The organism is Pseudomonas sp. SC11 (genome assembly GCF_047039205.1).
GTDB lineage: Bacteria > Pseudomonadota > Gammaproteobacteria > Pseudomonadales > Pseudomonadaceae > Aquipseudomonas > Aquipseudomonas boreofloridensis.
The window spans coordinates 384,516-408,815 of sequence record NZ_CP178183.1 but is presented as its reverse complement, the minus strand read 5'-3'; the positions used below and the strand labels follow the sequence as shown (position 1 = coordinate 408,815).

Below are 24,300 nucleotides of genomic sequence, written 5' to 3'. Positions count from 1 at the left end.
CGGCCAAACTACCGGGTGAATGTTACAGAACGGGGGTGTGGCCCCCTGCCTGAACCATCCGGCTGAATGCGATACAAGAGCTGTGCCAGGGTGCTGGTCGATCATCGCGAGCGACGCTCGATCAGCACCGTCCCTGGCAGGGTGGAGGCCGGCTCAGCGCTTGACCGGCGCCGGCTGCTGCTGGGTCAGGCAGTGGATATTGCCGCCACCCAGCAGTAGCTCACGGCCGGGGATCATCACCACCTCGTGATCGGGGAACAGCTCGGTGAGGATCGCTCTGGCGCGGGCGTCGGCTGGATCGTCGAAGCTGGGCGCGATGATGCCGCCGTTGACGATCAGGAAGTTCACGTAGGATCCGGCCAGGCGCACCGAGGGATCGCGCGGCTGGCTGCCGGCGACCTGGTCGACGCCGGCGCATTCTTCTTCGGTGGCATAAAGCGGTCCAGGAATGGGCATCTTGTGCACCACGAACTCGCGCCCTTTGGCATCGCGGGTGTTCTTCAGCACCTCGTAGGCGGCGTGGCAACGGGCATGGTTGGGGTCATTGGAATCATCGGTCCAGGCCAGTAACACTTCGCCTGGACGCACGTAACAGCAGAAATTGTCGACGTGGCCGTCGGTCTCGTCGTTGTACAGCCCCTCGGGCAACCAGACGATGGTCTGCACCGCCAACTGCTCGCGCAGGACCTCTTCGATCTGCTCGCGGCTCAGGTGCGGGTTGCGGTTGCGATTGAGCAGGCACTCCTCGGTGGTGATCAGCGTGCCCTCGCCATCGACATGGATCGAGCCGCCCTCGAGCACGAAGCCTTCGGTGTGATAGCGCTGGCAACGCTCCATTTCCATGACTTTGGCGGCCAGCTCTTCGTCACGGTTCCACGGCGCGTACAGACCGCCGTCAAAGCCACCCCAGGCGTTGAAGCCCCAGTCGACCCCACGCACTTCGCCATGGTCGTCGATGACGAAGGTCGGGCCGGTGTCGCGCACCCAGGCATCGTCGCTGCTCATTTCCACCACACGGATGTTCGGCAGCTCAAGCTGACGACGGGCGTTGCCGTACTGCCCAGCCGACACCGCCACGGTGACCGGCTCGAAGCGGGCGATGGCCTTGGCCAGGGTCACATGGGCCGCCTGCGCGGGCTTGCCGCCCTGACGCCAGTTGTCCGGACGCTCCGGCCACACCATCCACACCTGGGTCTGTGGCGCCCACTCGGCGGGCATGTGGAAACCGTCGGCGCGGGGAGTCGAATCAAGGGTCTTCATGGAAAGCCTCTGCAGATTTGGGGGCGAGCCCGGGCCACGAATGGCCGGATGCCGCCCAATTTATCCGATGCAAATCGGTATTTAAAGGGTACTAAAGCCTAAAATAATGAATTAGACGTTTAGTTAGCCGATATTAATCGACATGAATTCAGTGATTTCCCCCAGCACCTGATCCACGCAGTTGACAAAGTAGTCCACGCTGGCGCGCGTAGTGCACATGGGCGGCTTGATCTTGAGGATGTTCAAGTGGTCGCCGGTCGGCTGCATGAAGATCCCCAGTTCGCGCAGGCGATCGCACAACAGCAGGGTTTCCTCGGTGGCCGGCTCCAGGGTGTGACGATCACGGACCAGCTCCAGCCCCAGGTAGAACCCCGAGCCATGGGCCGCACCGGCCAGCGGGTGCTTGTCCACCAGCGCTTGCAGGCGCGACTTGAAATGCCGGCCCACCTCGCGGGCGTTGTCCCACAGCCCCTCGTCGCGCATGACGTCGAGCACCGCGATGCCGATGCGGCAACTCACCGGGCTGCCACCGGCCGAGGAAAAGAAGTAGCCCTCGGCCTCCAGCGCCTCGGCGATCTCACGCCGGGTGATCACCGCGCCCAACGGCTGGCCGTTGCCCATGCCCTTGGCCATGGTGATGATGTCCGGCACCACGCCCTGCTCTTCGAAGCCCCAGAAATGCTCGCCCAGACGGCCGTAGCCGACCTGCACTTCATCGGCGATGCACACCCCGCCACGCGCGCGCACCAGGGCGTAGGCCTGGCGCAGGTAATCCGGCGGCAGCGAGATACCCCCGGCATTGCCATACACCGGCTCGCAGATCATCCCCGCCAGTTGGCGCCCTCGCGCGTCCAGGTCGGCCAGCTTGGCCTCGACATCGCGCAAGTAGGCCGCCGCACTGTCGGGCCCGCGAAAACGTCCGCGGAAGGTGTTCGGTGCCTCTACCGGATGCACCCAGTCCGGGCGGGTCTCCAGGGCCTGCGGGTTGTCGGCGATCGAAGTGGAAATCGCGTCGGTGGCCACCGACCAGCCGTGGTAGGCCTCCAGCACACTGAGCAGGTCGCGCCCGCCGCTGTAGGCCCAGGCCAGACGGATCGCCAGGTCGTTGGCCTCGGTGCCGCTGTTGACCAGGAACACCCGGTCGAACCCAGGCGGCGCCAACGCCAGCAACCGTTCGGAGAACTCGGCGATGGCCGCGTAGTGGAAGCGCGAGTTGGTGTTGAGCAGCGACCACTGCCGCGCCGACTCGGCAACCATGCGCGGATGGCCATGGCCGAGCACGGCCACGTTGTTGAGCATGTCCAGGTACGAGCGAGCCTGCATGTCGATCAGGTAGTTGCGCCAGCCCCGCTCGATGTGCGGCGGCTGGGTGTAGTAATGCTTCTGCGAGCGGGCGAAGCTCGCATCGCGACGGGCCAGCAAGGCCTGGGAGTCGGCCAGCGGTTCGGCGTCGCAGTCGAAACCAAGCAGCGCCGCCGGCGACGGGCACAAGGCCAGCCAGGTGGCCGCCTGCGACGGCCTGGCAAAAAACGGCGGCTGAATGTCGGTGTCCAGCGCAAGCTGCACGCCGAGCAGGCCGCAGGTGGAACCGAGCACCTGGCCCTTTTCCACCGACTCGCCGTCCTCGGGCGTGCGCTCCAGCCCGCTCAGCCACAGCCCCCACTGGGCCGTGCTCAGACAGCCGCGCCCATCGCCGGTGCTCAGCCAGATGCCCGCCTGGGGCGCGTGCAGCAAGGTTCCGATGGACAGCTTCAATTCCACGCCCAGGGCACAGGTGGCCGGCTCGTCCGGGCGGTCGATGTGGGTCTGCGACAGGCGATACTGACCGTACTGGGTACTGGCCGGCGCGGGCTGGGCGAGCAGCAGACGCTGGTCGAAGCCGGCCTGTTGCCAATTGCCAGCGTCGCAGTGCGGGCTGAGCACGCCGAGGTCGAGCAGGCTGACCTTCTCCCGCGCCAGGCTCGGCAGCAGCGGCGCGCAGCCGGCCAGGTCCGGCGCCTGCGCTGCCATGCCTGCCGCGTGCAGGATCGCCGCCTCCATCAGCGCGGCAGGCAGGGCGGTGGCGGTGTTGAAGATCTCCCACTCATGGGCGATGTTGTCGCGGATGTACTGGTTGTCGGGGTCGACCGTCAGTTGCTGCTCGCTGCTCAGCACCAGCACCGCCGAGCGATTCAGCAGCAACGGCCACAGGACGCGCAACTCGGCTTCGCTCAGCGGGTTGACCGCCTGGTAGGCGGCGACCACCGGCAGGATGCGCAGCGGATCGCCAGCGGCATGTTGGAGCATGGCCGCGCAGGTGACGGACAAATCGGCGATGCGCCAGGTGCGCGACAGATCGCCGAAGTCGATCACCCCCCGCGCCTGCCATTGCAGGTGCTCATCCAGCGCCCACACCACGTTGTCATCGGTGATGTCCAGGTGCACGGCCTGCTTGGGTAACTGCCCGACCAAGGGCGCCAGGCGTCGCTGCGACTGGCTGGCCACTTCAGCCACGCGCTCGCGGTGGGCGCGGTCCTTGATCACCGGCAGCAGGTGTTCGATCAGCACCCCGGCATGGCGCGGATCCCACTGCAGGGTGCGCTCCAGGCCCGGATGGTCGAAGCCGGCCAGGGCCTTGCCCACCTGGGCGCACAAGGCACCGAGTTCAGCCATCACGTGCTGCGGCAGGTGCGCCACACGCGTCAGCGGCTGGCCGTCGAGGTACTCGAGCACGCGCCCGCGCAAGGCCTGGCCACCGATCTGCAAGGCCAGCAACCGGCTGCCGTCCAACGCCGCACGCACCGCCGGCACCGGCAGGCCGTGCTCGCGCAGGTAGGCCAGTGCCGCATGCTGGGCCTCCAGCTCGATTCGTGCATAACTGCCGTGGCAAAGCTTGAACACGAAACGCCCCTGATCGCTGTCCAGCCGGAAATTCACGTCCTGCTGGCTGCCAAGAGGCACCAGCGACCCATGCAGACCGTAGTAGGCCTGCAGGGCCTGGAGGGCCTGCGTCTCGGAAACCTGGGGGCGGGGCAGGCTGGAGCGGTGGATCAGGGTGTGCAGCGGCATGGTGCGAACCTCGGCCTCGATTTCGCCTATGACGCCACCACCCTCGCCGGGACGCAAGTGGGGCTCGCTGCAGTCTGTCACTGCACGCCCGCAGTACGCGCTATGATGAAGCCTTTGCCGGCCTCGAGACGCTGCCCGACCGGGGCTGCGCCCTACTGGCTTCCACTGATTTCCAGGAAAGTGACACCTTATGCGTATTCTCGTCACAGGCGGTGCTGGTTTCATCGGCTCGGCGCTGATCCGCCACCTGATCGGCCACACCGACCATCAGGTGCTGAACCTCGACAAGCTCACCTACGCCGGCAATCTCGAGTCGCTGCAGCCGATCGCCCAGGACAGCCGCTATGAGTTCGTCCAGGCCGATATCGGCGATCAAGCCGCCGTCAGTGCTACGCTCGAGCGCTTCCAACCCCAGGCAATCATGCACCTGGCCGCCGAGTCCCACGTCGACCGTTCCATCGATGGTCCGGCTGCATTCATCCAGACCAACATCACCGGCACCTATACGCTGCTCGAGGCCACCCGAGCCTGGTGGAGCGCTCAGCCAGCCGAAGCACGTGCCGCGTTTCGCTTCCATCATATTTCCACCGACGAGGTGTACGGCGACCTGCATGACGAGAACGACCTGTTCCGCGAAACCACGCCCTATGCCCCCAGTTCGCCTTACTCGGCCAGCAAAGCCGCGTCCGACCACCTGGTACGCGCCTGGCACCGCACCTATGGGCTGCCGGTGCTGATCACCAATTGCTCGAACAATTACGGCCCCTACCATTTCCCGGAAAAGCTGATCCCGCTGATGATCCTCAATGCCCTGGCGGGTAAACCACTGCCGGTGTACGGCAACGGCCAGCAGGTGCGCGACTGGCTGTTCGTCGAGGACCATGCCCGAGCGCTGGTCAACGTGGTGACCGCTGGCACGGTGGGCGAGACCTACAACATCGGCGGGCACAACGAGCAGAAGAACCTCGATGTGGTACACGCCATCTGTGCGCTGCTCGACGAGCTTGCGCCACAACGCCCGGACAACATCACCCACTTCGCCGACCTGATCACCTTCGTCCAGGACCGCCCGGGCCATGACCTGCGCTATGCCATCGACGCCAGCAAGATCGAGCGCGAGCTGGGCTGGGTGCCGCAGGAAACCTTCGAATCCGGCCTGCGCAAGACCGTGCAGTGGTACTTGGACAACCTGTCCTGGTGCCAGCATGTGCAGGACGGCAGCTATCAAGGCGAACGCCTCGGCCATTCCGACTTCAAGGACCTGATCGCATGACCAAAGGCATCGTCCTCGCCGGGGGCTCCGGCACTCGCCTGCACCCCATCACCCTGAGCGTGTCCAAGCAACTGCTGCCGATCTACGACAAGCCGATGATCTACTACCCGATCTCGGTGCTGATGCTCGCCGGCATCCGCGACATCCTGCTGATTTCCACCCCCCAGGACCTGCCGCAGTACCGCGCGCTGTTCGGCGACGGTAGCCAGTTCGGCATCAACCTCAGTTATGCCGAGCAACCGTCGCCGGACGGTCTGGCCCAGGCCTTCCTGATCGGCGAGGCATTCATTGGCAGCGACCCGGTATGCCTGATCCTGGGCGACAACATCTTCCATGGCCAGGGCTTCAGCGAACAGTTGCAGCGCGCCGTCAGCCGCCGGAGCGGGGCGACGGTGTTCGGTTATATGGTCAAGGACCCCGAGCGCTTCGGCGTGGTCGAGTTCGACGAGCAGGGCAAGGCGCTGTCGGTGGAAGAAAAACCTGCCGTGCCACGTTCCAATTACGCCGTCACCGGCCTGTATTTCTACGACAACGACGTCGTCGAGATCGCCAAGGGCGTGCGCCCCTCGGCCCGCGGCGAGCTGGAAATCACCGACATCACCAACGCTTACCTGCAACGCGGCGACCTGCGCGTGGAGCGCTTCGGGCGGGGTTTTGCCTGGCTCGACACCGGTACGCACGACAGCCTGCTGGAAGCCTCACAGTACGTGCAGACCATCGAACACCGTCAGGGCCTGAAGGTGGCGTGCCTGGAGGAAATCGCCTACCAGAAGGGGTGGATCTGCAGGGAGCGCCTGCTGGCCAAGGCACATGAACTGAAGAAGACCGGCTACGGTCACTACCTGAGCAAGCTGGCTGAAGAAGCACGATGAACGTTATCAGCACCGCCATTCCCGATATTCTGATCATCGAACCGAAGGTATTCGGTGATAGCCGTGGCTTTTTCCTGGAAAGCTACAACGCCCGCGCCTTCGCCGAGCTCACGGGCGTGCAAACCCAATTCGTCCAGGACAACCACTCACGCTCCCAGCGCGGCGTACTGCGCGGCCTGCATTACCAACTGCAGAATCCTCAAGGCAAGCTGGTACGGGTGACCCAGGGCGAAGTGCTGGACGTGGCCGTCGACATTCGTCGCAGCTCGCCCACCTTCGGACACTGGGTCAGCGCCCGGCTGTCGGCCGACAATCAGCACCAGATGTGGGTCCCCCCCGGCTTCGCCCATGGTTTTGTGGTGCTGAGCGAGTCGGCGGACTTTCTCTACAAGACCACCGACTACTACAACCCCGCCGCCGAGCGCTGCATCCGCTGGGACGATCCGCAACTGGGCATCGACTGGCAACTGCAGGGAGCCCCGCTGCTCTCGGCCAAGGACCAGGTCGGCCCTTTGCTGAAGGACGCGGAGCTGTTCCCATGAAGATTCTGGTCTGCGGGCACCACGGCCAGCTCGCCCAAGCGTTGCACGGGGCCTTGGCCGGTCTGGGCGAACTGCACCTGCTGGGTCGCGACCAGCTCGATCTGGCCGAACCCGAAGCGCTGCGCGCGCCGCTGCGTCGGCTAGCACCGGACCTGATCGTCAACGCCGCTGCGCACACGGCGGTGGACCAGGCCGAAAGCGAAGCCGAGCTGGCCTACGCGATAAACGCCGAAGGCCCGCGCGTGCTGGCCGAGGAAGCCGCGCGCCTGAAGGCGCCGCTGATCCACTATTCCACCGACTACGTGTTCGACGGCAGCAAGACCGCCGCCTACACCGAAGCCGACACGCCCAATCCCCTGGGCGTCTATGGGCAGAGCAAACTGGCAGGCGAGCAGGCGATCACCGCCGTGGGCGGCGAACACCTCATCCTGCGCACCAGTTGGGTGTATTCGCTGCACGGGCGCAACTTCCTGCTGACCATGCAGCGCCTGCTGCAGGAGCGCGCGCAATTGAAGGTGGTGGACGACCAGATCGGCGCCCCAACCTGGACCGGCACTATCGCCGCCAGCACCCGCGCCTTGATCGAACGCTGGCAGTCCGGCGAGTCCGGCGCCTGGGGCACTTATCACCTCACGGCCCAGGGCGAGACCTCCTGGTTCGGCTTCGCCCAGGCCATCGCCGCGCACCTGCAAGCGCGCGGCCTGCCCTGCGCCGAGTTGCTGCCGATTCCCAGCAGCGAGTACCCGACCCCGGCGCGGCGCCCGCTGAATTCGCGGCTGGACTGCTCGCGCCTGGCCCAGCAGTGGCACGTCAGCCAGCCGCATTGGCAGCAGGCGCTGAACGACTGCCTGAACTAGCGCATAATCGCGTCAGATCCTTCTGGCGCACTTGGCGATGCTCTCGATTCAGACCCCTTCCCGACGTCCCCGCTGGCGCAGCCTGGCACTGCTGGCGCTGTGCCTGACCCCGTTGCTATGGCCCCTGCACCACCTGGCCGAACGTTACTACCAGGACCAGTTGGCCTCGCAGAATCGCCAGACCCTCGACCTCTACGTCGCCAACCTGCTCGGCACCCTGCACCGCTACGAAACCCTGCCGCAGATCCTCGGCGACCTGCCGGCCCTGCGCGGGGTGCTGGCCGACCCGTTCCGCCTGGAGGCGGTGACCAACGCCAATCGCCTGCTGCGCGAAATCACCCAACAGACCGGCGCCGAGGTGATGTACCTGATGGACGTCAGCGGCAACACCCTGGCCGCCTCGAACTGGGACAAGCGTGACAGCTTCGTCGGTCGCAACTTCGCCTTCCGGCCGTATTTCATCGAAGCGATGCAGGGCCGGCTGGGGCGCTTCTTCGGCCAGGGCACCACCTCGGCCAAGCGCGGCTACTTCTTCGCCGCCGCCGTGCGTGACGCAGAGCGGGTGGTGGGCGTGCTGGTGGTCAAGGTGGACCTGGACCACACCGAAACCCTGTGGGGGCGCACGCCGGAACAACTGCTGCTGACCGACCAGAACGGCGTGGTGGTGCTCACCTCGCGTCCTGAATGGCGATTCCGTGCCACCCGCGTGCTGACCGAGCAGGAGCGCACGGCGATGATCGCCATCCAGCCGTATCCGACCCAGGCACCGCAGCCCCTGCACCTGGAGCCCGACGCCTGGCTGACCCAGACCCGCGACATCCAGGAAACCGGCTGGCAGGTGAGCATTCTGGCGCCGCGTATGCTGGTCGATCGCTCGGTGCAGACGGTCATGGCCATCGGCGCCGCCGCCCTGCTGGTGACCATGCTCCTGGCCGGGCTGGTGATGCAGCGCCGGCGTCACTACATGGACCGCATCGAGCTGGAAGCGCGTGGCCGCCAGGAATTGGAAAACCGCGTGGTGGCGCGCACCGCCGACCTGGAATGGCTCAACACGCGCTTGAAGAACGAGGTGCTGGAGCGCGAGCAGGCGCAGCAGGAGCTGGTGCGCGCCCAGGACGAACTGGTCCAGGCCGGCAAGCTGTCGGTGCTCGGCACCATGTCGGCGAGCATCAGCCACGAGCTCAACCAGCCGCTGGCGGCCATTCGCAGTTATGCCGAGAATGCCGAGGTGCTGCTCGATCACCAGCGCACCGAGGACGCCCGTGGCAACCTCAAGCTGATCGGCGAGCTGACCGGGCGCATGGCCTCGATCATCGCGCACCTGCGCGCCTTCGCCCGCCGCGACCGCCATGCGCCGGAAAGCGTGGCCCTGCAACCGGCGCTAGACGATGCCCTGGCGCTGTTGGCCAAGCGTCGCCGGGCGATGGCGGTGGAACTGACCCGCGACCTGCCCGACGCGACCTTGTGGGTGCAGGCCGGCGAAACCCGCCTGCGCCAGGTGCTCGGCAACCTGCTGGCCAACGCCCTCGACGCCCTCACCGAAAAAGCCAATCCGCGGCGCCTGTGGCTCAGTGCCGAACAGCGCGATGGCAACGTCTACCTGTACATCCGCGACAACGGCCCGGGCTTCAGTCGCCAAGCCCTGGAACACGCCAAGGAACCGTTCTTCACCACCAAGACCCGGACCCAGGGTCTGGGCCTGGGCCTGGCGATCTGCGAAAGCCTGATGCGCGCCCTGGGCGGCGAGCTGCTGCTGGGCAACCACCCGGAAGGCGGCGCCCTGCTGACCCTGCAACTGCGCGTTGCGCCGCCGGGCGCCAACCTGCAACCCTCGGAGGATTCCTCGGCATGACCGAGCCACTGATCGACAGCCAAATCCAGGTCATCCTGGTCGATGACGATCCGCACCTGCGCCAGGCCCTGAGCCAGACCCTGGACCTGGCCGGCCTCAAGGTCGCCGCCCTGGCCGATGCCCAGGGCCTGGCCGCGCGCCTGCAGCCTGACTGGCCCGGCGTGGTGGTCAGCGATATCCGCATGCCGGGCATCGATGGCCTGCAACTGCTCGAACAACTGCACGGGCTCGACGCCGAACTGCCGGTACTGCTGATCACCGGCCACGGCGACGTGCCGCTGGCGGTCCAGGCGATGCGCGCCGGTGCCTACGATTTCCTGGAAAAGCCGTTCGCCAGCGATGCCCTGCTCGACAGCGTGCGCCGCGCCCTGGCCCTGCGCCGCCTGGTGCTGGACAACCGCAGCCTGCGCCTGGCCCTGAGCGACCGCCAGCAACTGTCGACCCGGCTGGTCGGCCATTCGGCGCAGATGCAGCGCCTGCGCGAGCAGATCGGCGCGCTGGCCGGCACCCGCGCCGACGTGCTGATCCTCGGCGAGACCGGCGCTGGCAAGGAAGTGGTGGCGCGCGCCCTGCACGACCTGTCGAGCCGTCGCGACGGCCCGTTCGTGGCGATCAACGCCGGGGCCCTGGCCGAATCGGTGGTCGAAAGCGAGCTGTTCGGCCATGAGCCTGGTGCGTTCACCGGCGCGCAGAAACGGCGCATCGGCAAATTCGAGTTCGCCAACGGCGGCACCTTGTTCCTCGACGAGATCGAGAGCATGAGCCTGGATGTGCAGGTCAAGCTGCTGCGCCTGCTGCAAGAGCGCGTAGTCGAGCGCCTGGGCGGCAACCAGTTGATCCCGCTGGATATCCGCGTGATCGCCGCGACCAAGGAGGACTTGCGCCAGTCCGCCGATCAGGGGCGCTTCCGCGCCGACCTGTACTACCGCCTGAACGTCGCGCCGCTGCGCATTCCGGCACTGCGCGAGCGCGGCGACGACATCCTGGTGCTGTTCCAGCATTTCGCCGATGCCGCCAGCCAGCGCCACGGCCTGGCGGCGCACACCCTGCAACCGGCGCAACGCGCGTTGCTGCTGCGCCACGAGTGGCCGGGGAATGTGCGCGAACTGCAGAACGCCGCCGAGCGCTTCGCCCTGGGCCTGGAGCTGGCCCTGGACGAGCAGGCCAGCGCTGCCAGCCCCAGCGCCGAACCTCAGCGTAGTGGCACGCTGAGCGAGCAGGTCGAGCAGTTCGAGCGCTCGCTCATCGCCGCCGAGCTGAGCCAGCCGCACAGCTCCATGCGCAGCCTGGCCGAGGCCCTGGGCATTCCACGCAAGACCCTGCACGACAAGCTGCGCAAACATGGCCTGAGCTTCGCCGACGGCAGCGGCGGCCATGACGACCACGAGGAAACGCGCCCATGAGCCGCGACAGCCAGTACCTGCAACAGATCTTGCACCACGATATTCCGCTGACCGCCGAGATGGGCCTGCAGGTGCTCGACTGGCAGGCGCAGCGCCTGCGCTTGACGCTGCCTTTGGCACCCAACGTCAACCACAAGAGCACCATGTTCGGCGGCAGTCTCTACTGCGCGGCGGTGCTGGCGGGTTGGGGCTGGCTGCACCTGCGCTTGCGCGAGCAGGGCATCGACGATGGGCATATCGTCATTCAGGAAGGGCAGATCAGTTATCCGTTACCGGTCACCGGCACCGCCGTGGCCTGCTGCGAGGCGCCGCCGGACAAGGACTGGCAACGTTTCCTGGCGCTGTATCAGCGGCGCGGCCGGGCGCGGCTGACGTTGCAGACCACGGTCGCCAACCAGGGCAGCGAAGCAGCCGCTGTGGTGTTCAGCGGCCAATACGTACTGCACCGGTAGAAAGCAGGTTGCCTCACGGCTCGAGGATCGACCCCAGCAGCGCGTCGCGCCACTCGGCGTCACTGGGCAGCGCCAGGAAGAAGGGATTGAGCAATGACTCGCGCGGCGGGTAGCGGAACGGCTGACCCGCCAGATCGATGACCTCGCCGCCCGCCCCTTCGAGCACGCCCTGCGCCGCTGCCGTGTCCCACTGCGAGGTCGGCGCCAGGCGGGGGTAGAAGTCCGCCAGACCCTCGGCGAGCAGGCAAAACTTCAACGAGCTGCCGATGTTCGCCAACGCCAGCTCGCCGACCGACGCGCCCAGCGAGGCCAGCAGCGCCTCCTGTTCGGGGCTGGTGTGGCGACGGCTGGCGACCACGGTGAAACGCGCGTCGGCCGGTGCTGCGGTGCGCACCCGAATCGCCCGGGTCAGTCCGCCCGCCGTGAGATGCCAGGCGCCCAGGTCGCGCCCGCCGAAGTAGCAGCGGCCATTGGTCGGCGTCGCCACCACACCGAACACCACCTCGCCTTTGTCCAACAGGGCGATGTTGACGGTGAACTCCTCGCTGCCAGCGATGAACTCCTTGGTGCCATCCAGCGGATCGACCAGCCACCAGCGCGTCCAGCCTTCGCGCACGGCCAGGGCGATGTCGCAGTCTTCCTCGGACAGCACCGGGATGTGCGGCGCCAGCGCGTGCAGGCCATCGGCGATGATGCGGTGCGCGGCCAGGTCGGCGGCCGTGACCGGCGAATCGTCGGCCTTGTTGCTGACCGCGACGTCGGTGCGCCAGAACGGCAGGATCGCCTCGCCCGCGCGTTGGGCCAGGGTCACCGCTTCGTGCATCAGTTGCAGATCGTTCATGCGCTCAGCAGCCCCCGTTGGATCAGCAGGTCGCGGGTCAGGTACAGCGCCGCCAGGGCGCGCCCCTCGCTGAACTGCGGATGGGTGGCCAGGGCCGAGAGTTCGCGCAGGTTGACCTTGTCCACGCGCATTGGCTCGGGCTCGTCGCCCTCCAGGCGTTCCTCGTACAGGTCGCTGGCCAGCACCACCTGGATTTTCTGACTCATGTAGCCGGGCGACAGCGACAGTTCGGTAAGGTGTTCCAACTGACGCGCACCGAAACCCGCTTCTTCCTTGAGCTCGCGGTTGGCGGCGGCCAGCACGTCCTCGCCCGGCTCGATCAGGCCCTTGGGCAACGACAGCTCGTACTCGTCGGTGCCGCCGCAGTATTCCTCGATCAACAGCGCATGCTCGGCATCGATCAGCGCCACGATCATCACCGCGCCATAGCCGTTGCCGCGACCGACCAGGCGCTCGTAGGTGCGCTCGTTGCCGTTGGAGAAACGCAACTGCACCGCTTCGACCCGGAACAAACGACTGCTGGCGACGATCTCGCGACTGAGGACGGTGGGTTTCTGGCGCATGGGTGCGGCTCCTTGGCATGAACGGGTTACTATACCGTGGCTTGCCGACCTGACGAGAGTTTCCCATGCCTGTTCTGCCCTGGTCCGCCATCGACACCGTCCTGCTGGACATGGACGGCACCCTGCTCGACCTGCACTACGACAATCGCTTCTGGCTCGACCACCTGCCCCAGCGCTACGCCGAGTTGCACGGCGTGAGCCGGGCGATGGCCGAACTGGAACTGCGCCCGCTGTTCGAGCAGCATGCGGGCACGCTGAATTGGTATTGCCTGGATTTCTGGAGCCGCGAATTGCGCCTGCCGATCCGTGAGCTCAAGCGCGAAATCGCCGACCTGATCGCCCTGCGCCCGGACGCCGACACCTTCCTGGCCGCGCTGCGCCAGGCCGGCAAGCGCGTGGTGATGATCACCAATGCCCACCGCGACTCGCTGTCGCTCAAGCTCGAACGCATCGAGCTGGCGCCCTACTTCGAGCGGATGATCAGCTCCCACGACTACGGCTACCCGAAAGAGAGCCCGCAGTTCTGGGACGCCCTGCGCGCCGACATCGACTTCGAGCCAGCGCGCAGCCTGTTCATCGACGACACCTTGTCGATCCTGCGCAGCGCAGGTCGGTTCGGCGTTGGCCATCTGCTGGCGGTGCGCCAGCCCGACAGCCGCGCAGCAGAGCGCGATACGCAGGAATTCGCTGCAGTCGAGGATTATCGGGCGTTGTTACAGGGCCTGTGACGGACGCTTCGCGGGCGACCCCGCGAAGACCACCGCGCGCGGCTCAGTCGGGAATGCGCAGCACCTGCCCTGGATAGATCTTGTTCGGGTCCGACAGCATCGGCTTGTTGGCCTCGAAGATCTTCTGGTACTTGTTGGCGTCGCCATACACCCGCTTGGAAATGGCACTGAGCGTATCGCCCTTCTCCACCGTAACGAACCGCGCCGCCTTGTCGGCCGCACCGCTGACGGTGATCTGGTCCTCCACCGAGGCCACACCTTCAATGTTGCCCGCCGCCAGGATGATCTTCTCCTTCTCTTCCTGACTCGCCACTTCGCCCTTGAGAATGACTTTGTCGCCCTCGACCGAGGCCGTGATGTTCGGATTGCCCAGCCCCACGTTTTGCACGTGCTTCTTCAACTGTTCCTCGGCATTGGCATTGCCAGGGGTCAGCAGATCGATCAACTTCTCGCCGGCTTCCTTGACGAAACTGAACAGGCTCATGACGTGCTCCTTGGTAGATGAGTGCTCGGAACGGTTCAGTCTAGGCGAGGAATTCCCTGGGCGCCTGCTGCGACCAATCGACGCGGCCTATCACGGTATAGAACCTAACGATTAGACGCCGCACAGCCACTGGCACTAGGCTTGTATGCGTATACCAGCCGCCGGTGATCCGTCCCGATGAACAGCAAGCCTCCGGTCTGCGCGGCCTCAACACCCCTGTCCCTGCCCGCCGCCAGCAACACCTACGATTATGTCCAGTTGTCCGACCAGACGGGCGAGCGTACGCCGCTGGCCGAAGAAGTCGCCCTGGCCATCGTTTACAACGGCCTGAACCAGGCGGTGATGCTGGTCAGCCCGACCGATCTGGAAGACTTCGCCGTCGGCTTCAGCATCGGCAGCGGCATCGTCGCCAACCTCGAAGACATCTACGACGTCAAGCTCTCCGGTAGCGGCTCGGCGTTGTACGCCGATGTCGAAATCTCCAGCCGCGCATTCTGGAACCTCAAGGACCAGCGCCGCCAGTTGGCCGGTACCAGCGGTTGCGGCCTGTGTGGCGTCGAAGCCCTGGAGCAGGCCTTGCCAGCGCTGCAACGCCTGCCCGGCGCGCCGCTGCCGCCGGTGCAGTGGCTGGACGATCTGCGCCGACGCATCGACGCCTTCCAGCCGCTCGGCCAGCACTGTGGCGCGGTGCATGCCGCGCTGTTCATGGACCGCAACGGTGAACTGCTGCTGGGCCGTGAAGACATTGGTCGACACAACGCCCTGGACAAGTTGATCGGCGCCCTGCTGCGCCAGCGCATCGACACCCAGGGCGGCCTGGCCATCGTCACCAGCCGCTGCAGCCTGGAATTGATCCAGAAAGTCCTGCGCGCCGGCATCCAGACCCTGGTCAGTCTTTCTGCGCCCACAGGCCTTGCACTGCAGTGGGCGCGCCAGCACAACCTCAACCTCATCCATCTGCCCAAACACAGCGCACCGCGGGTGTTCAGCCCCGCGGCGGAGTCGTAAAGCCGTGACCTCCTACGAGAAAGTTCCAGACAACGCCCCTGCTTCCAGCCCTCGCTACAAGCCCTACCACGGCGCCGCCGGTGGCTGGGGCGCGTTGCGCAGCGTGGCCAAGGCCTGGGTCGGCAGCGACAACGCGCTGAAGAACATTCGCGCCCTGCTCAAGACCAACCAGCATGGCGGCTTCGACTGCCCCGGCTGCGCCTGGGGCGACTCGCCGGAAAGCGGCATGGTCAAGTTCTGCGAGAACGGCGCCAAGGCGGTCAACTGGGAAGCGACCAAGCGCCGCGTGGACGCCGCCTTCTTCGCCCGCTATAGCGTCAGCGCACTGCTCGAGCAGAGCGACTACTGGCTGGAGTACCAGGGCCGACTGACCGAGCCGATGGTCTACGAGCCGGCCAGCGACCGTTACCGGCCAATCGACTGGGACGCCGCCTTCGCGCTGATCGCCGAACACCTCAAGGCGCTGGAATCGCCGGATCAGGCCGAGTTCTACACCTCCGGGCGCGCCAGCAACGAGGCCGCCTACCTGTACCAGTTGTTCGTGCGCGCCTACGGCACCAACAACTTCCCCGACTGCTCGAACATGTGCCATGAGGCCAGCGGCGTGGCCTTGGGCCAGAGCGTCGGCGTGGGCAAGGGCACCGTCACCTACGACGATTTCGAGCATGCCGACGCGATTTTCGTGCTCGGCCAGAACCCCGGCACCAACCACCCGCGCATGCTCGATCCGCTGCGTGATGCGGTCAAGCGCGGCGCCCAGGTGGTCTGTGTCAACCCGCTCAAGGAGCGTGGCCTGGAGCGCTTCCAGCACCCGCAGCACCCGCTGGAAATGCTGCTCAACAGCGACCGCCCGACCAACACCGCGTTCTTCCGCCCGGCCCTGGGTGGTGACATGGCGCTGCTGCGCGGCATGGCCAAGTTCCTCCTGCAATGGGAACGCGAGGCCCAGGCCAAGGGCGAGCCAGCGATCTTCGACCACGCCTTCATCGCCGAGCATGGCCAGGGCGTGGACGAGTACCTGGCCGTGGTCGAGGCCACGCCGTGGGCGCAGATCGTCGAGCAGTCAGGCCTGACGCTTGACGATATCGAGCTGTCAGCGCGCATGTACTGCAAGGGCAAGCGCGTGATCATGTGCTGGGCCATGGGTATCACCCAGCACCGCCACTCGGTGCCGACCATCCAGGAAATCGTGAACCTGATGCTGCTGCGCGGCAACATCGGCAAGCCGGGCGCTGGCCTGTGCCCGGTGCGTGGCCACAGCAACGTGCAGGGCGACCGCACCATGGGCATCAACGAGCGCCCACCGGTGGCCCTGCTCGATGCCATCGAGCGGCGCTTCAACTTCCCGGTCCCGCGCAGCAACGGCCACAACACGGTCGAGGCGATCCACGCCATGCTCGAAGGTCGGGCCAAGGTGTTCATCGGCCTGGGCGGCAACTTCGCCCAGGCGACGCCCGACACCGAGCGCACCGCCCAGGCGCTGCGCAACTGCGCACTGACCGTGCACATCAGCACCAAGCTCAACCGCAGCCACCTGATCCACGGCCAGCAGGCGCTGATCCTGCCATGCCTGGGGCGCACCGACATCGACATGCAAGGCGAAGGCCCACAAGCGGTGACGGTGGAAGACTCGTTCAGCATGGTTCACCCCTCCAACGGCCAGTTGCGCCCCCTGTCGCGGCAGATGCGTTCCGAGCCTGCGGTGATCGCCGGCATCGCCGCCGCCACGCTGGGCAGCCATCCGGTGGACTGGAACTGGATGGTGGCCGACTACGACCGCATCCGCGACCTGATCGCCGACACCATTCCCGGCTTCACCGATTTCAACCAGCGCCTGCACCAGCCGGGTGGTTTCTACCTGGGCAACAGCGCCGGCGAACGGCAGTGGAAGACCACCACCGGACGCGCCAACTTCAGGGCCAACCTGCTGCCGGACAGCCTGCTCGACGAGCGCGTACGCGCCAGCGGCCAACTGCCGGACCTGATCCTGCAATCGATGCGCTCGCACGATCAGTACAACACCACCATCTATGGCCTGGACGACCGTTATCGCGGCGTGCGCGGCCAGCGCGAGGTGCTGTTCGCCAACGAGGCCGACATCATCCGCCTGGGCTTCAAACCGGGGCAGAAGGTCGACATCGTGTCGCTGTGGGGCGATGAGCACGTGCGCCGTGTGCACGGTTTCACCCTGCTGGCCTTCGATATTCCGGCAGGCCAGGCGGCGGCTTACTACCCTGAGGTGAACCCGCTGGTGCCGCTGGAGAGTATCGGCGACGGCAGCCACACGCCGACGTCGAAGTTCATCGCCATCCGGCTGGAAGCCGCACGCGAAAACGGCCAGATCATTCGCGTGGCCTGACCTGCGCGCTATCGACTGCGGCCGCGCTGTCCTCATGGGTCGCGCGGCCGCGTCGTTTCAGAAGCGATTCAGCCGATAGGCTGCCATTTCCGGGCCAGCGGCTTCATCGGCCAGACGGCCCACCCACTCGGCTGTCAGCGCGGCCTGGGTCAAGCCCAGGTGCTGGTGCCCGAAGGCCAGCAACACGCGGCCCGCGCAGACGCGGTCGATCACCGGCAGGGAATCGGGCAGCGAAGGCCGCATGCCCATCCACGGAGTCGCCCCTTCGGTAGACAACTCACGCTGGAACAGGCCTTGGCTCAACCGATGCAACTGCCAAGCGCGGGGCAGGTTGGGCGGCGCCTGCAGCCCGGCGAATTCCACCGTGCCCGCGAGCCGCAGCCCGCCTTCCATGGGCGTCATGATGAAGCGGCGCTCCCAGGACGTGACCGCCACGGGCAGGCGCTGCCGCTCGTTCGGCAACATCAGGTGATAACCGCGTTCGGTGTCCAACGGCACCCGCTGGCCGGTCAATACCTGCGTCAGGTGGGCCGAATGGGCACCGCAGCAGATCAGTACCTGTCGGGCCGCGATCCTGCCGTGGTCGCCGCTCAACTGGACCTGCTCGGCGTGCACCTGTCCACCATGGACCTCGGCCTGGAGGAAGCGCACGCCGTGGGCCAGGGCCGCGTCGAACAGCGCACGCAGCAACCGATACGGATCGACGAAATGTCCGGTGTTGGGGAAGAACAAGCCACCGAGCAGCCTGTCGCTCAACTGCGGCGCCGTCTCGTGCAAGCGCTCGGCCGACCACAGGTCCACCGGCACCCCCTGCGCCTGCATGCGCGTGCGCAGGGCGACCAGGGGTTGCAGCGACTCGGGCCGCTCGTACACCAGCAACGAGCCGTCGCCCTGGAACAGCTCGCCCTGCCCGATCGAGGCCAGCAATCGCTGCCACGCTGACAGACTGCCTTGGTTGAGCCGACGCAGGCCGGCCACCGTGCGCTGGTAGGGTGCCGGACGCAGGTTGAGCAACAGCCGGGCGAACCACGGCAGCGCCTTGGGCAGGTATTTCCAGTCCAGGCGCAGCGGGCCCATCGGGTCCAGCAGCATGCCCGGCAGACGCTTGCAGATCGACCAGTCGGCGATGGGAAACACCTGCTCGCTGGCCAGGTGCCCGGCGTTGCCATACGAGGCCCCCATGCCCGGTGGCTGACGATCGATCAACATCACCCGGCGCCCCTGACGAGCCAGTTGCAGGGCGCAGGCGACCCCGACGATGCCTGCCCCCACCACCGCGATATCGGTATCCAGCGGCTGATTCATGCTCACGCTTCCCGTCTGCCGTCGAGCAAGCGCCTCAGCCTCAGTGGATTGCCCTGCTGCAACGCCTGGGGGAGCAAGGCATCGGGCACATCCTGGTAGCACACCGGGCGCAGGAAGCGCAGGATCGCGGCGCTGCCCACCGAGCTGGTGCGGGCATCGGAGGTGGCCGGGAACGGCCCGCCATGGACCATGGCATCGCAGACTTCCACGCCGGTCGGCCAGCCGTTGACCAGAATCCGCCCGGCCTTGCGCTCCAGCACCGGCAACAGGCGGCGGGCGCTGTCGATATCGGCCGCGTCCAGATGCAGCGTGGCGGTCAACTGCCCTTCCAGCCGCTCGGCCACTTGATGCACTTGCCGATCGTCACGGCACACCACCAGCAACGACGCCGCGCCGAATACCTCGTGCGCCAGCCCAGGGTCGGCCAGAAACGCGTCGGCCTGGGTGACGTACAGCTGGGCCTGGCCCTGAGTCGGTCTCTCCACGGCCAGCCCACTGGCGACGGCCTGCACCTGGGGATGGGCGCGCAACCGGCCAACGCCGGTCTCATAGGCCTGGTGGATAGCCGGGGTCAACATGGTCTGCGCTGCGACTTGACGCAATTGCGCACTGGCCGCGTCGATGAAGCGCTGCACGTCGGGGCCTTGGCGGGCGATGACCAGTCCGGGGTTGGTGCAGAACTGTCCGGCGCCTTGGGTCACGGAGGCGACGAAACCCTGTGCCAGCGCGTCGGTCCGTGCGCCTAATGCCGCCTCGAACAAGAACACCGGATTGATCGAACTCATCTCGGCGTACACCGGAATAGGCTCCGAACGCGCCTGGGCCGCCCGGCACAGGGCGATGCCCGCGGTGCGCGAGCCGGTGAAACCGACCGCCTTGATGCGCGGGTCGCTGACCAGCGCGATGCCCACCTCATGCCCCGCGCCATAGAGCAGCGAAAAGGTGCCCTCCGGCAGCCCGCAATCGCTCACCGCCTGCGCCAGCGCACGACCCACCAGCTCGCTGGTGCCTGGATGGGCGCCGTGGGCCTTGACCACCACCGGGCACCCGGCAGCCAAGGCCGAGGCGGTGTCGCCACCGGCGACCGAGAAGGCCAGGGGGAAGTTGCTGGCGCCGAACACTGCCACCGGACCGAGTGCCACCTGGCGCTGGCGCAGGTCCGGACGCGGCAACGGTTGGCGCTCGGGCAGCGCCGGATCGATCCGCACGTCCAGCCATTCGCCGGCGCGTACCACGCGGGCGAACAGGCGCAGTTGCTGGCAGGTGCGCCCGCGCTCACCCTGAATGCGCGCCTCGAGCAGGCCGGTTTCGGCGACGGCGCGTTCGACCAGCTCATCGCCCAGCGCTTCGAGGCCATTGGCGATGGCGTCGAGAAACAGCGCCCGTTGCTCGAGCGTGGTTTCCCGATAGGTGTCGAACGCAGCCTCGGCCAGCGCGCAGGCCTGGGCCACCTGCTCACGGCTGGCGCCGGGATAGGCCGGCTCCAGAGGCTGGGCCGTGGCTGGGTTGATGGCGTGAACGGCAGCGCCGACGCCGGGTGTCGAGGTCTGGCCGAGCAGCAGGTTACCGGTGAGCCTCATGGCGTCTCCTGAACATTCAATGAAGGGGAAAACGGGCCGCGAGGCAGCCCAGGGCGGGCTCAGGCGAGGTTCTGCTCGGCCGACCAGTTGGCGTACCAGGTGCGGAACAGCGCGTACTGCTGTTCGGCGTAGTGACGCTGGGCGAGGCTCAGTTCATCGCTTTCGTTGAAGTGCAGGCTGTACTCGCGGTCGCCGTTGAGCACCATCAGGTGCTTGTAATACAGCACCAGGTCGCAGCCCTCGTCGAACGACGAAAGCACGGCCAGCGCCGACTCCAGTTCACGGGCCTGGCGACGGGCACGGGCGTCGCCCTTGGCGGCTGCACGGCTGAGACTGACCAACTGCAGCACTTCGCGTGGCAAGGCATTGCCGATGCCGGTGATGGCACCCGTGGCGTTGCAGTTGACGAAGCCATGCACCACCTGGGTGTCGACACCGACCATCAGCGTCACCTGGTCATCCTGGGACGTGATGTGTTCGGCGGCGTAACGCAGGTCGGCACCGCCGCCGAACTCCTTGAAGCCGATCAGGTTGGGGAACGCGCGGCGCAGTTCGAAGAACAGCTCGGCGCGGGTGGCGAAGCCGTAGTAAGGACTGTTGTAGATCACCGCCGGCAGCGCCGGTGCGGCCGCCAGAATGGCCGAGAAGTGATGCTTCTGGGCGGTCGGCGAGGCGCCGCGGCTCAGCACCCGGGGAATGACCATCAGGCCAGCGGCCCCGACCTTCGCCGCGTGGGCAGCATGGGAAACCGCCTCGCGGGTGTTCACCGCGCCGGTGCCGACGATGGTGGGAATACCCGCGGCCACCAGGCGCGCCACTCCTTCCTGGCGTTCGGCTTCGGTCAGCAGCGGCCAGTCGCCCATGGAGCCGCAGTAGACCACGGCGCTCATGCCCGCCTCGATCAGCGCCTGGCCCTTGCGCACCAGGGCGTCGAAGTCGGGTGTACGGTCGGCCGTGCAGGGGGTCATCAGCGCGGGCATGGTGCCGCTGAAAATGTTGTCGGTCATTGTGATTGCTCCTGAGGCTGTTCAGTGGAAGAAGAAACCGGGGTCAGATGCCCCAGGCGAACGGGTCGTGCTCGTCGATCAGCAGGGTGCTGTCGGCGGTGAGGTAGGCGCGGCCGGTGATGAACGGGCGAATACCCTCGCCATGCGGCTCGTAGCGGCCGTGGAACTGGCTACCGGTGATGCTGGCCTGGGTCCAGACCTGACCGGGCTGCAGCTTGCCGTCCGCCGCCAGGCAGGCCAGCTTGGCGCTGGTGCCGGTGCCGCAGGGCGAGCGGTCGTAGGCCTTGCCGGGGCACATCACGAAGTTGCGGCTGTCGGCATGGGGGTCGTCGGCGAACAGCTCGACATGGTCGATGGGCGCGCCCTGCTCGCCGGTGATGCCCTGCGCCTGCAGCGCTTCGAGCATCGTCCAGGTGTAGGCGGTCAACGCCTCGCGGTTGTCCAGTTTCAGACGCTGACCATGCTCGGAGACCAGGAAGAACCAGTTGCCGCCCCAGGCGACGTCGCCGTGCACCACGCCATGCCCCGGCACCGTCACCGCCACCTGGCGGCGATAACGGTAGGACGGCACGTTGCCGACGGTGATGGCACCGTCCTCGTGCAAGGTGGCGCTGACCTGGCCGACCGGCGTGTCGATCCTGTGCAGACCTGTGCCAATCAGGCCCAGGTACTGCAACGAGGCAATCAGGCCGATGGTGCCGTGGCCGCACATGTTCAGGTAGCCGGTGTTGTTGAAGAAGATCACCCCGCAGGTGGCGTCAGGCGATACCGGCGGGCAGTACAGCGCGCCGACCAGCACGTCGTTGCCGCGCGGTTCGAGCAGGCAGGCGCGGCGCCAGTGATCGTGCCGTTCGCGCAACTCGTCGCGCTGCTCGGCCAGGCTGCGCCCGTGCAAGGCGGGAAAGCCTTGCATGACCAGGCGGGTCGGTTCGCCGCCGGTGTGGGAATCGATGATGTGGAGTCGTTTCATGGGCAAGGTCCGTGGCGAAGGTCAGGAGAACGCAGCGGTGGCAGGCGGGCCGGTGACGGTGTCGGCAGCGCTTTCGCTTTCGTCATCGCCCTCCAGGCGCACCAAGGCGGCCGGCACGCCCGTGGCGGCGCCCCAGTAGTAGATTCCCAGCGCACAGACAGCGACGACGACGGTGTCCAGCGGGTGGCCGAGCACCCCCAGGCCGCCGAAGCTGCCCAGCCACGACAGCAGCAAGGTGATCGCGTAGAAGCCAATCAGCCAGGCCGAGGAGCGCACCTGCTGAGCCAGCGACAGGTGCTCGGTGGGGACGAAACGGCGGCACAGCAGGTACAGCACGAACATCGCGATCTGCAGCGTCAGCAGCCAGGACACCGTGCTCCAGCCGGACCAGTAGACGATCAGCGCCGCGATGATGAATGACAGCGGGCCGAGCACCGCCATGCCCTTGACCCGGAACGGGCGTGGCATCTGCGGGGCGCTGCGACGCAGCGCGGCCACGCTCACCGGTGCCACGGCGTAGCTGAGCACCAGCGCCGCCGAGACCACGTTGATCAGCGCTTCCCACGACGGGAAAGGCAGGGTCCAGAACACCGACAGCGCGAAGGTTAGCCACAGGGCCGGACGCGGGATGCCGGACTGTGCGTCGATGCGGGTGAAGTAGCGGAAGAAGGTGCCAGTCTGCGCCCAGCCGTAGATCACCCGGGGCGTGGCGTTCATGTAGATGTTGCCGCAGCCGCTGGGCGAGATCACTGCGTCGGCCACCACCAGGTAGGCCAGCCAACCTACGCCCAGGGCCAGGGCGATATCGCGGTACGGCAGCGCCAGTTCGCGGGTGATCCCGGCCCAGCCGTTGGCCAGCATCTCGGTCGGTACGCTGCCCAGAAAGGCCAATTGCAGCAGGGCGTAGATGGCCGTGGACAGCAGCACCGACAGAATCAGGGCGATGGGGATAGTGCGCTGGGGATTCTTCACTTCGCTGGCCACCGAGATGATCGGGGTCAGGCCCAGGTAGGCGAAGATGATGCCGCCGGCCGACACCGCCATTTCCACACCGGAGAGGCCGAACGGCGCGAATCCCTGGACCTGGAAGTTGGCGGGCTTGAAGAAGGTGAACAGCACGCCGATGACCAGCAGCGGCACGATGAACTTGAACACGCTGATCAGGTTGTTGGCTTTGGCGAAGGTTTTCACGCTGCGGTAATTGAGCCAGAAGAACAGCGCGAGCAAGGCGAACTGCACCAGCCAGCCCAACACGGTGGGATCGCTGGAAGCGGTCTTGGTCAATCCCGGGAACCAGGCAGCGGCGTACTGGCGTGAGGCGACCACTTCGATGGCGATCAGGCTGGAGAAGGCGATCAGGGTGATGAAGCCCATCAGGTAACCCAGCAGCGGCCCATGGGAGTACACCGGATAACGCACCACGCCGCCCGCCCGTGGCAGGGCGGCGCCCAGCTCGCAATAGACGATGCCCAACAGCAGCACGGCGAAACCACCCAGCAGCCAGGAGAAAATTCCGGCTGGGCCGGCGATGGCCGAGACATGGCTGGCGGCGAACAGCCAGCCGGAGCCGAAAATCGCGCCGAGGCCGATGAACGTGAGGTCCAGCAGGGATAACTGTTTCTTGAATTTGCCTGACATGGTTGCGCCTTGTTGTTGGTTATTGGATAGGCAGGTCTGATGTCACCCGAGGCGGCTAGGCGCCGCGATCGTGCTGAACGCAGGGCGGCGTTGCGCAGTAACAGAGTGAACCGAGCGCGGGCTGGCTTCTTGATGGTTTTCGGCAGATGCGATGACGATATCGGCACAGTCGGCTGAAACGCTGGCGTGCCTGGGCGGGCCGCGACTAGGCTGTCGATCGCACCTCGACAGGTCTGCGTGCTTCAGGCGAATGCCCGA

Annotated in this window: 20 protein-coding genes; 10 read left to right on the top strand and 10 right to left on the bottom strand. The window is 66.5% G+C overall.

Going from position 1 to position 24,300, the window contains the following annotated elements; all coding sequences use genetic code 11:
- Nucleotides 1-153: 153 nt before the first annotated feature.
- The gene (aguA, locus tag ACK2SD_RS01835; RefSeq protein WP_412461222.1) at nt 154-1,260 is read right to left on the bottom strand and encodes an agmatine deiminase; all 1,107 of its coding nucleotides are present in this window, start codon (nt 1,258-1,260) and stop codon (nt 154-156) included.
- Between the two features lie 123 nt (nt 1,261-1,383).
- The gene (locus ACK2SD_RS01830) at nt 1,384-4,308 is read right to left on the bottom strand and encodes an aminotransferase (protein ID WP_412461221.1); all 2,925 of its coding nucleotides are present in this window, start codon (nt 4,306-4,308) and stop codon (nt 1,384-1,386) included.
- Between the two features lie 190 nt (nt 4,309-4,498).
- Between ACK2SD_RS01830 and rfbB the strand changes: the two genes are divergently transcribed.
- The 7 genes from rfbB to ACK2SD_RS01795 are packed head-to-tail and all read left to right on the top strand — an operon-like array spanning nt 4,499 to nt 11,559.
- Nucleotides 4,499-5,581 (top strand): dTDP-glucose 4,6-dehydratase, encoded by a 1,083-nt coding sequence (gene rfbB, locus ACK2SD_RS01825; protein WP_412461220.1) that lies wholly within the window; start codon nt 4,499-4,501, stop codon nt 5,579-5,581.
- Nucleotides 5,578-6,453 (top strand): glucose-1-phosphate thymidylyltransferase RfbA, encoded by an 876-nt coding sequence (gene rfbA, locus ACK2SD_RS01820; protein ID WP_412461219.1) that lies wholly within the window; start codon nt 5,578-5,580, stop codon nt 6,451-6,453. Before rfbB ends, rfbA begins: the two co-directional genes overlap by 4 nt.
- Entirely contained in the window at nt 6,450-6,995 is a 546-nt protein-coding gene (gene rfbC / locus ACK2SD_RS01815; RefSeq protein WP_412461218.1) for a dTDP-4-dehydrorhamnose 3,5-epimerase, read from the top strand. Before rfbA ends, rfbC begins: the two co-directional genes overlap by 4 nt.
- Nucleotides 6,992-7,852 (top strand): dTDP-4-dehydrorhamnose reductase, encoded by an 861-nt coding sequence (rfbD, locus tag ACK2SD_RS01810; RefSeq protein ID WP_412461217.1) that lies wholly within the window; start codon nt 6,992-6,994, stop codon nt 7,850-7,852. Before rfbC ends, rfbD begins: the two co-directional genes overlap by 4 nt.
- A 37-nt stretch (nt 7,853-7,889) precedes the next feature.
- Nucleotides 7,890-9,704: a sensor histidine kinase gene (locus tag ACK2SD_RS01805; protein WP_412461216.1), complete on the top strand. Its 1,815-nt coding sequence runs from the start codon at nt 7,890-7,892 to the stop codon at nt 9,702-9,704.
- Nucleotides 9,701-11,107, top strand: a complete 1,407-nt coding sequence (locus tag ACK2SD_RS01800; RefSeq protein WP_412461215.1) for a sigma-54-dependent transcriptional regulator — start codon at nt 9,701-9,703, stop codon at nt 11,105-11,107. The genes ACK2SD_RS01805 and ACK2SD_RS01800 overlap by 4 nt, the downstream gene beginning before the upstream one ends.
- On the top strand, nt 11,104-11,559 hold the full coding sequence (locus ACK2SD_RS01795) for a YiiD C-terminal domain-containing protein (protein WP_412461214.1): 456 nt from the start codon (nt 11,104-11,106) through the stop codon (nt 11,557-11,559). The genes ACK2SD_RS01800 and ACK2SD_RS01795 overlap by 4 nt, the downstream gene beginning before the upstream one ends.
- 13 nt (nt 11,560-11,572) lie before the next feature.
- Here the strand turns inward: ACK2SD_RS01795 and cysQ are convergent, their stop codons facing one another.
- Together cysQ and nudE are read right to left on the bottom strand one after the other, a co-directional pair.
- Complete coding sequence (gene cysQ / locus ACK2SD_RS01790; RefSeq protein ID WP_412461213.1) at nt 11,573-12,400, bottom strand: 3'(2'),5'-bisphosphate nucleotidase CysQ; 828 nt, start codon at nt 12,398-12,400, stop codon at nt 11,573-11,575.
- The gene (nudE, locus tag ACK2SD_RS01785; protein WP_029612833.1) at nt 12,397-12,963 is read right to left on the bottom strand and encodes an ADP compounds hydrolase NudE; all 567 of its coding nucleotides are present in this window, start codon (nt 12,961-12,963) and stop codon (nt 12,397-12,399) included. The genes cysQ and nudE overlap by 4 nt, the downstream gene beginning before the upstream one ends.
- Nucleotides 12,964-13,028: 65 nt before the next feature.
- On the opposite strand from nudE, the gene yrfG reads away from it, so the two are divergent.
- Nucleotides 13,029-13,691: a GMP/IMP nucleotidase gene (yrfG, locus tag ACK2SD_RS01780; RefSeq protein ID WP_039581377.1), complete on the top strand. Its 663-nt coding sequence runs from the start codon at nt 13,029-13,031 to the stop codon at nt 13,689-13,691.
- Nucleotides 13,692-13,734: 43 nt separating this feature from the next.
- Here yrfG and lysM read toward each other — a convergent pair whose 3' ends face one another.
- The gene (gene lysM / locus ACK2SD_RS01775; protein ID WP_304485374.1) at nt 13,735-14,175 is read right to left on the bottom strand and encodes a peptidoglycan-binding protein LysM; all 441 of its coding nucleotides are present in this window, start codon (nt 14,173-14,175) and stop codon (nt 13,735-13,737) included.
- Nucleotides 14,176-14,352: 177 nt separating this feature from the next.
- Between lysM and fdhD the strand changes: the two genes are divergently transcribed.
- Both fdhD and ACK2SD_RS01765 read left to right on the top strand, forming a co-directional pair.
- Nucleotides 14,353-15,183 (top strand): formate dehydrogenase accessory sulfurtransferase FdhD, encoded by an 831-nt coding sequence (gene fdhD / locus ACK2SD_RS01770; RefSeq protein WP_039581379.1) that lies wholly within the window; start codon nt 14,353-14,355, stop codon nt 15,181-15,183.
- A gap of 4 nt (nt 15,184-15,187) precedes the next feature.
- Complete coding sequence (locus tag ACK2SD_RS01765) at nt 15,188-17,542, top strand: FdhF/YdeP family oxidoreductase (RefSeq protein WP_295481216.1); 2,355 nt, start codon at nt 15,188-15,190, stop codon at nt 17,540-17,542.
- Nucleotides 17,543-17,599: 57 nt separating this feature from the next.
- On the opposite strand, the gene ACK2SD_RS01760 is transcribed toward ACK2SD_RS01765, so the two are convergent.
- Genes ACK2SD_RS01760 through ACK2SD_RS01740 form a run of 5 tightly spaced genes read right to left on the bottom strand, consistent with a single transcriptional unit; the run spans nt 17,600 to nt 24,042 of the window.
- Entirely contained in the window at nt 17,600-18,847 is a 1,248-nt protein-coding gene (locus ACK2SD_RS01760; protein ID WP_412461212.1) for an NAD(P)/FAD-dependent oxidoreductase, read from the bottom strand.
- A gap of 2 nt (nt 18,848-18,849) precedes the next feature.
- A complete protein-coding gene (locus tag ACK2SD_RS01755; RefSeq protein ID WP_412461211.1) occupies nt 18,850-20,427 on the bottom strand; it encodes an aldehyde dehydrogenase (NADP(+)) in 1,578 nt (525 codons plus the stop codon).
- A gap of 59 nt (nt 20,428-20,486) precedes the next feature.
- Nucleotides 20,487-21,434 (bottom strand): dihydrodipicolinate synthase family protein, encoded by a 948-nt coding sequence (locus ACK2SD_RS01750; protein ID WP_412461210.1) that lies wholly within the window; start codon nt 21,432-21,434, stop codon nt 20,487-20,489.
- Between the two features lie 43 nt (nt 21,435-21,477).
- A complete protein-coding gene (locus ACK2SD_RS01745; protein ID WP_412461209.1) occupies nt 21,478-22,404 on the bottom strand; it encodes a 4-hydroxyproline epimerase in 927 nt (308 codons plus the stop codon).
- Between the two features lie 21 nt (nt 22,405-22,425).
- Entirely contained in the window at nt 22,426-24,042 is a 1,617-nt protein-coding gene (locus tag ACK2SD_RS01740) for an APC family permease (RefSeq protein WP_412461208.1), read from the bottom strand.
- Nucleotides 24,043-24,300: the final 258 nt, after the last annotated feature.

What these genes read in the sequence shown, in the direction of transcription:
- aguA (WP_412461222.1), bottom strand. Translation starts at nt 1,260, where the DNA reads ATGAAGACCCTTGATTCGACTCCCCGCGCCGACGGTTTCCACATGCCC.
- ACK2SD_RS01830 (WP_412461221.1), bottom strand. Translation starts at nt 4,308, where the DNA reads ATGCCGCTGCACACCCTGATCCACCGCTCCAGCCTGCCCCGCCCCCAG.
- rfbB (WP_412461220.1), top strand. Translation starts at nt 4,499, where the DNA reads ATGCGTATTCTCGTCACAGGCGGTGCTGGTTTCATCGGCTCGGCGCTG.
- rfbA (WP_412461219.1), top strand. Translation starts at nt 5,578, where the DNA reads ATGACCAAAGGCATCGTCCTCGCCGGGGGCTCCGGCACTCGCCTGCAC.
- rfbC (WP_412461218.1), top strand. Translation starts at nt 6,450, where the DNA reads ATGAACGTTATCAGCACCGCCATTCCCGATATTCTGATCATCGAACCG.
- rfbD (WP_412461217.1), top strand. Translation starts at nt 6,992, where the DNA reads ATGAAGATTCTGGTCTGCGGGCACCACGGCCAGCTCGCCCAAGCGTTG.
- ACK2SD_RS01805 (WP_412461216.1), top strand. Translation starts at nt 7,890, where the DNA reads ATGCTCTCGATTCAGACCCCTTCCCGACGTCCCCGCTGGCGCAGCCTG.
- ACK2SD_RS01800 (WP_412461215.1), top strand. Translation starts at nt 9,701, where the DNA reads ATGACCGAGCCACTGATCGACAGCCAAATCCAGGTCATCCTGGTCGAT.
- ACK2SD_RS01795 (WP_412461214.1), top strand. Translation starts at nt 11,104, where the DNA reads ATGAGCCGCGACAGCCAGTACCTGCAACAGATCTTGCACCACGATATT.
- cysQ (WP_412461213.1), bottom strand. Translation starts at nt 12,400, where the DNA reads ATGAACGATCTGCAACTGATGCACGAAGCGGTGACCCTGGCCCAACGC.
- nudE (WP_029612833.1), bottom strand. Translation starts at nt 12,963, where the DNA reads ATGCGCCAGAAACCCACCGTCCTCAGTCGCGAGATCGTCGCCAGCAGT.
- yrfG (WP_039581377.1), top strand. Translation starts at nt 13,029, where the DNA reads ATGCCTGTTCTGCCCTGGTCCGCCATCGACACCGTCCTGCTGGACATG.
- lysM (WP_304485374.1), bottom strand. Translation starts at nt 14,175, where the DNA reads ATGAGCCTGTTCAGTTTCGTCAAGGAAGCCGGCGAGAAGTTGATCGAT.
- fdhD (WP_039581379.1), top strand. Translation starts at nt 14,353, where the DNA reads ATGAACAGCAAGCCTCCGGTCTGCGCGGCCTCAACACCCCTGTCCCTG.
- ACK2SD_RS01760 (WP_412461212.1), bottom strand. Translation starts at nt 18,847, where the DNA reads ATGAATCAGCCGCTGGATACCGATATCGCGGTGGTGGGGGCAGGCATC.
- ACK2SD_RS01755 (WP_412461211.1), bottom strand. Translation starts at nt 20,427, where the DNA reads ATGAGGCTCACCGGTAACCTGCTGCTCGGCCAGACCTCGACACCCGGC.
- ACK2SD_RS01750 (WP_412461210.1), bottom strand. Translation starts at nt 21,434, where the DNA reads ATGACCGACAACATTTTCAGCGGCACCATGCCCGCGCTGATGACCCCC.
- ACK2SD_RS01745 (WP_412461209.1), bottom strand. Translation starts at nt 22,404, where the DNA reads ATGAAACGACTCCACATCATCGATTCCCACACCGGCGGCGAACCGACC.
- ACK2SD_RS01740 (WP_412461208.1), bottom strand. Translation starts at nt 24,042, where the DNA reads ATGTCAGGCAAATTCAAGAAACAGTTATCCCTGCTGGACCTCACGTTC.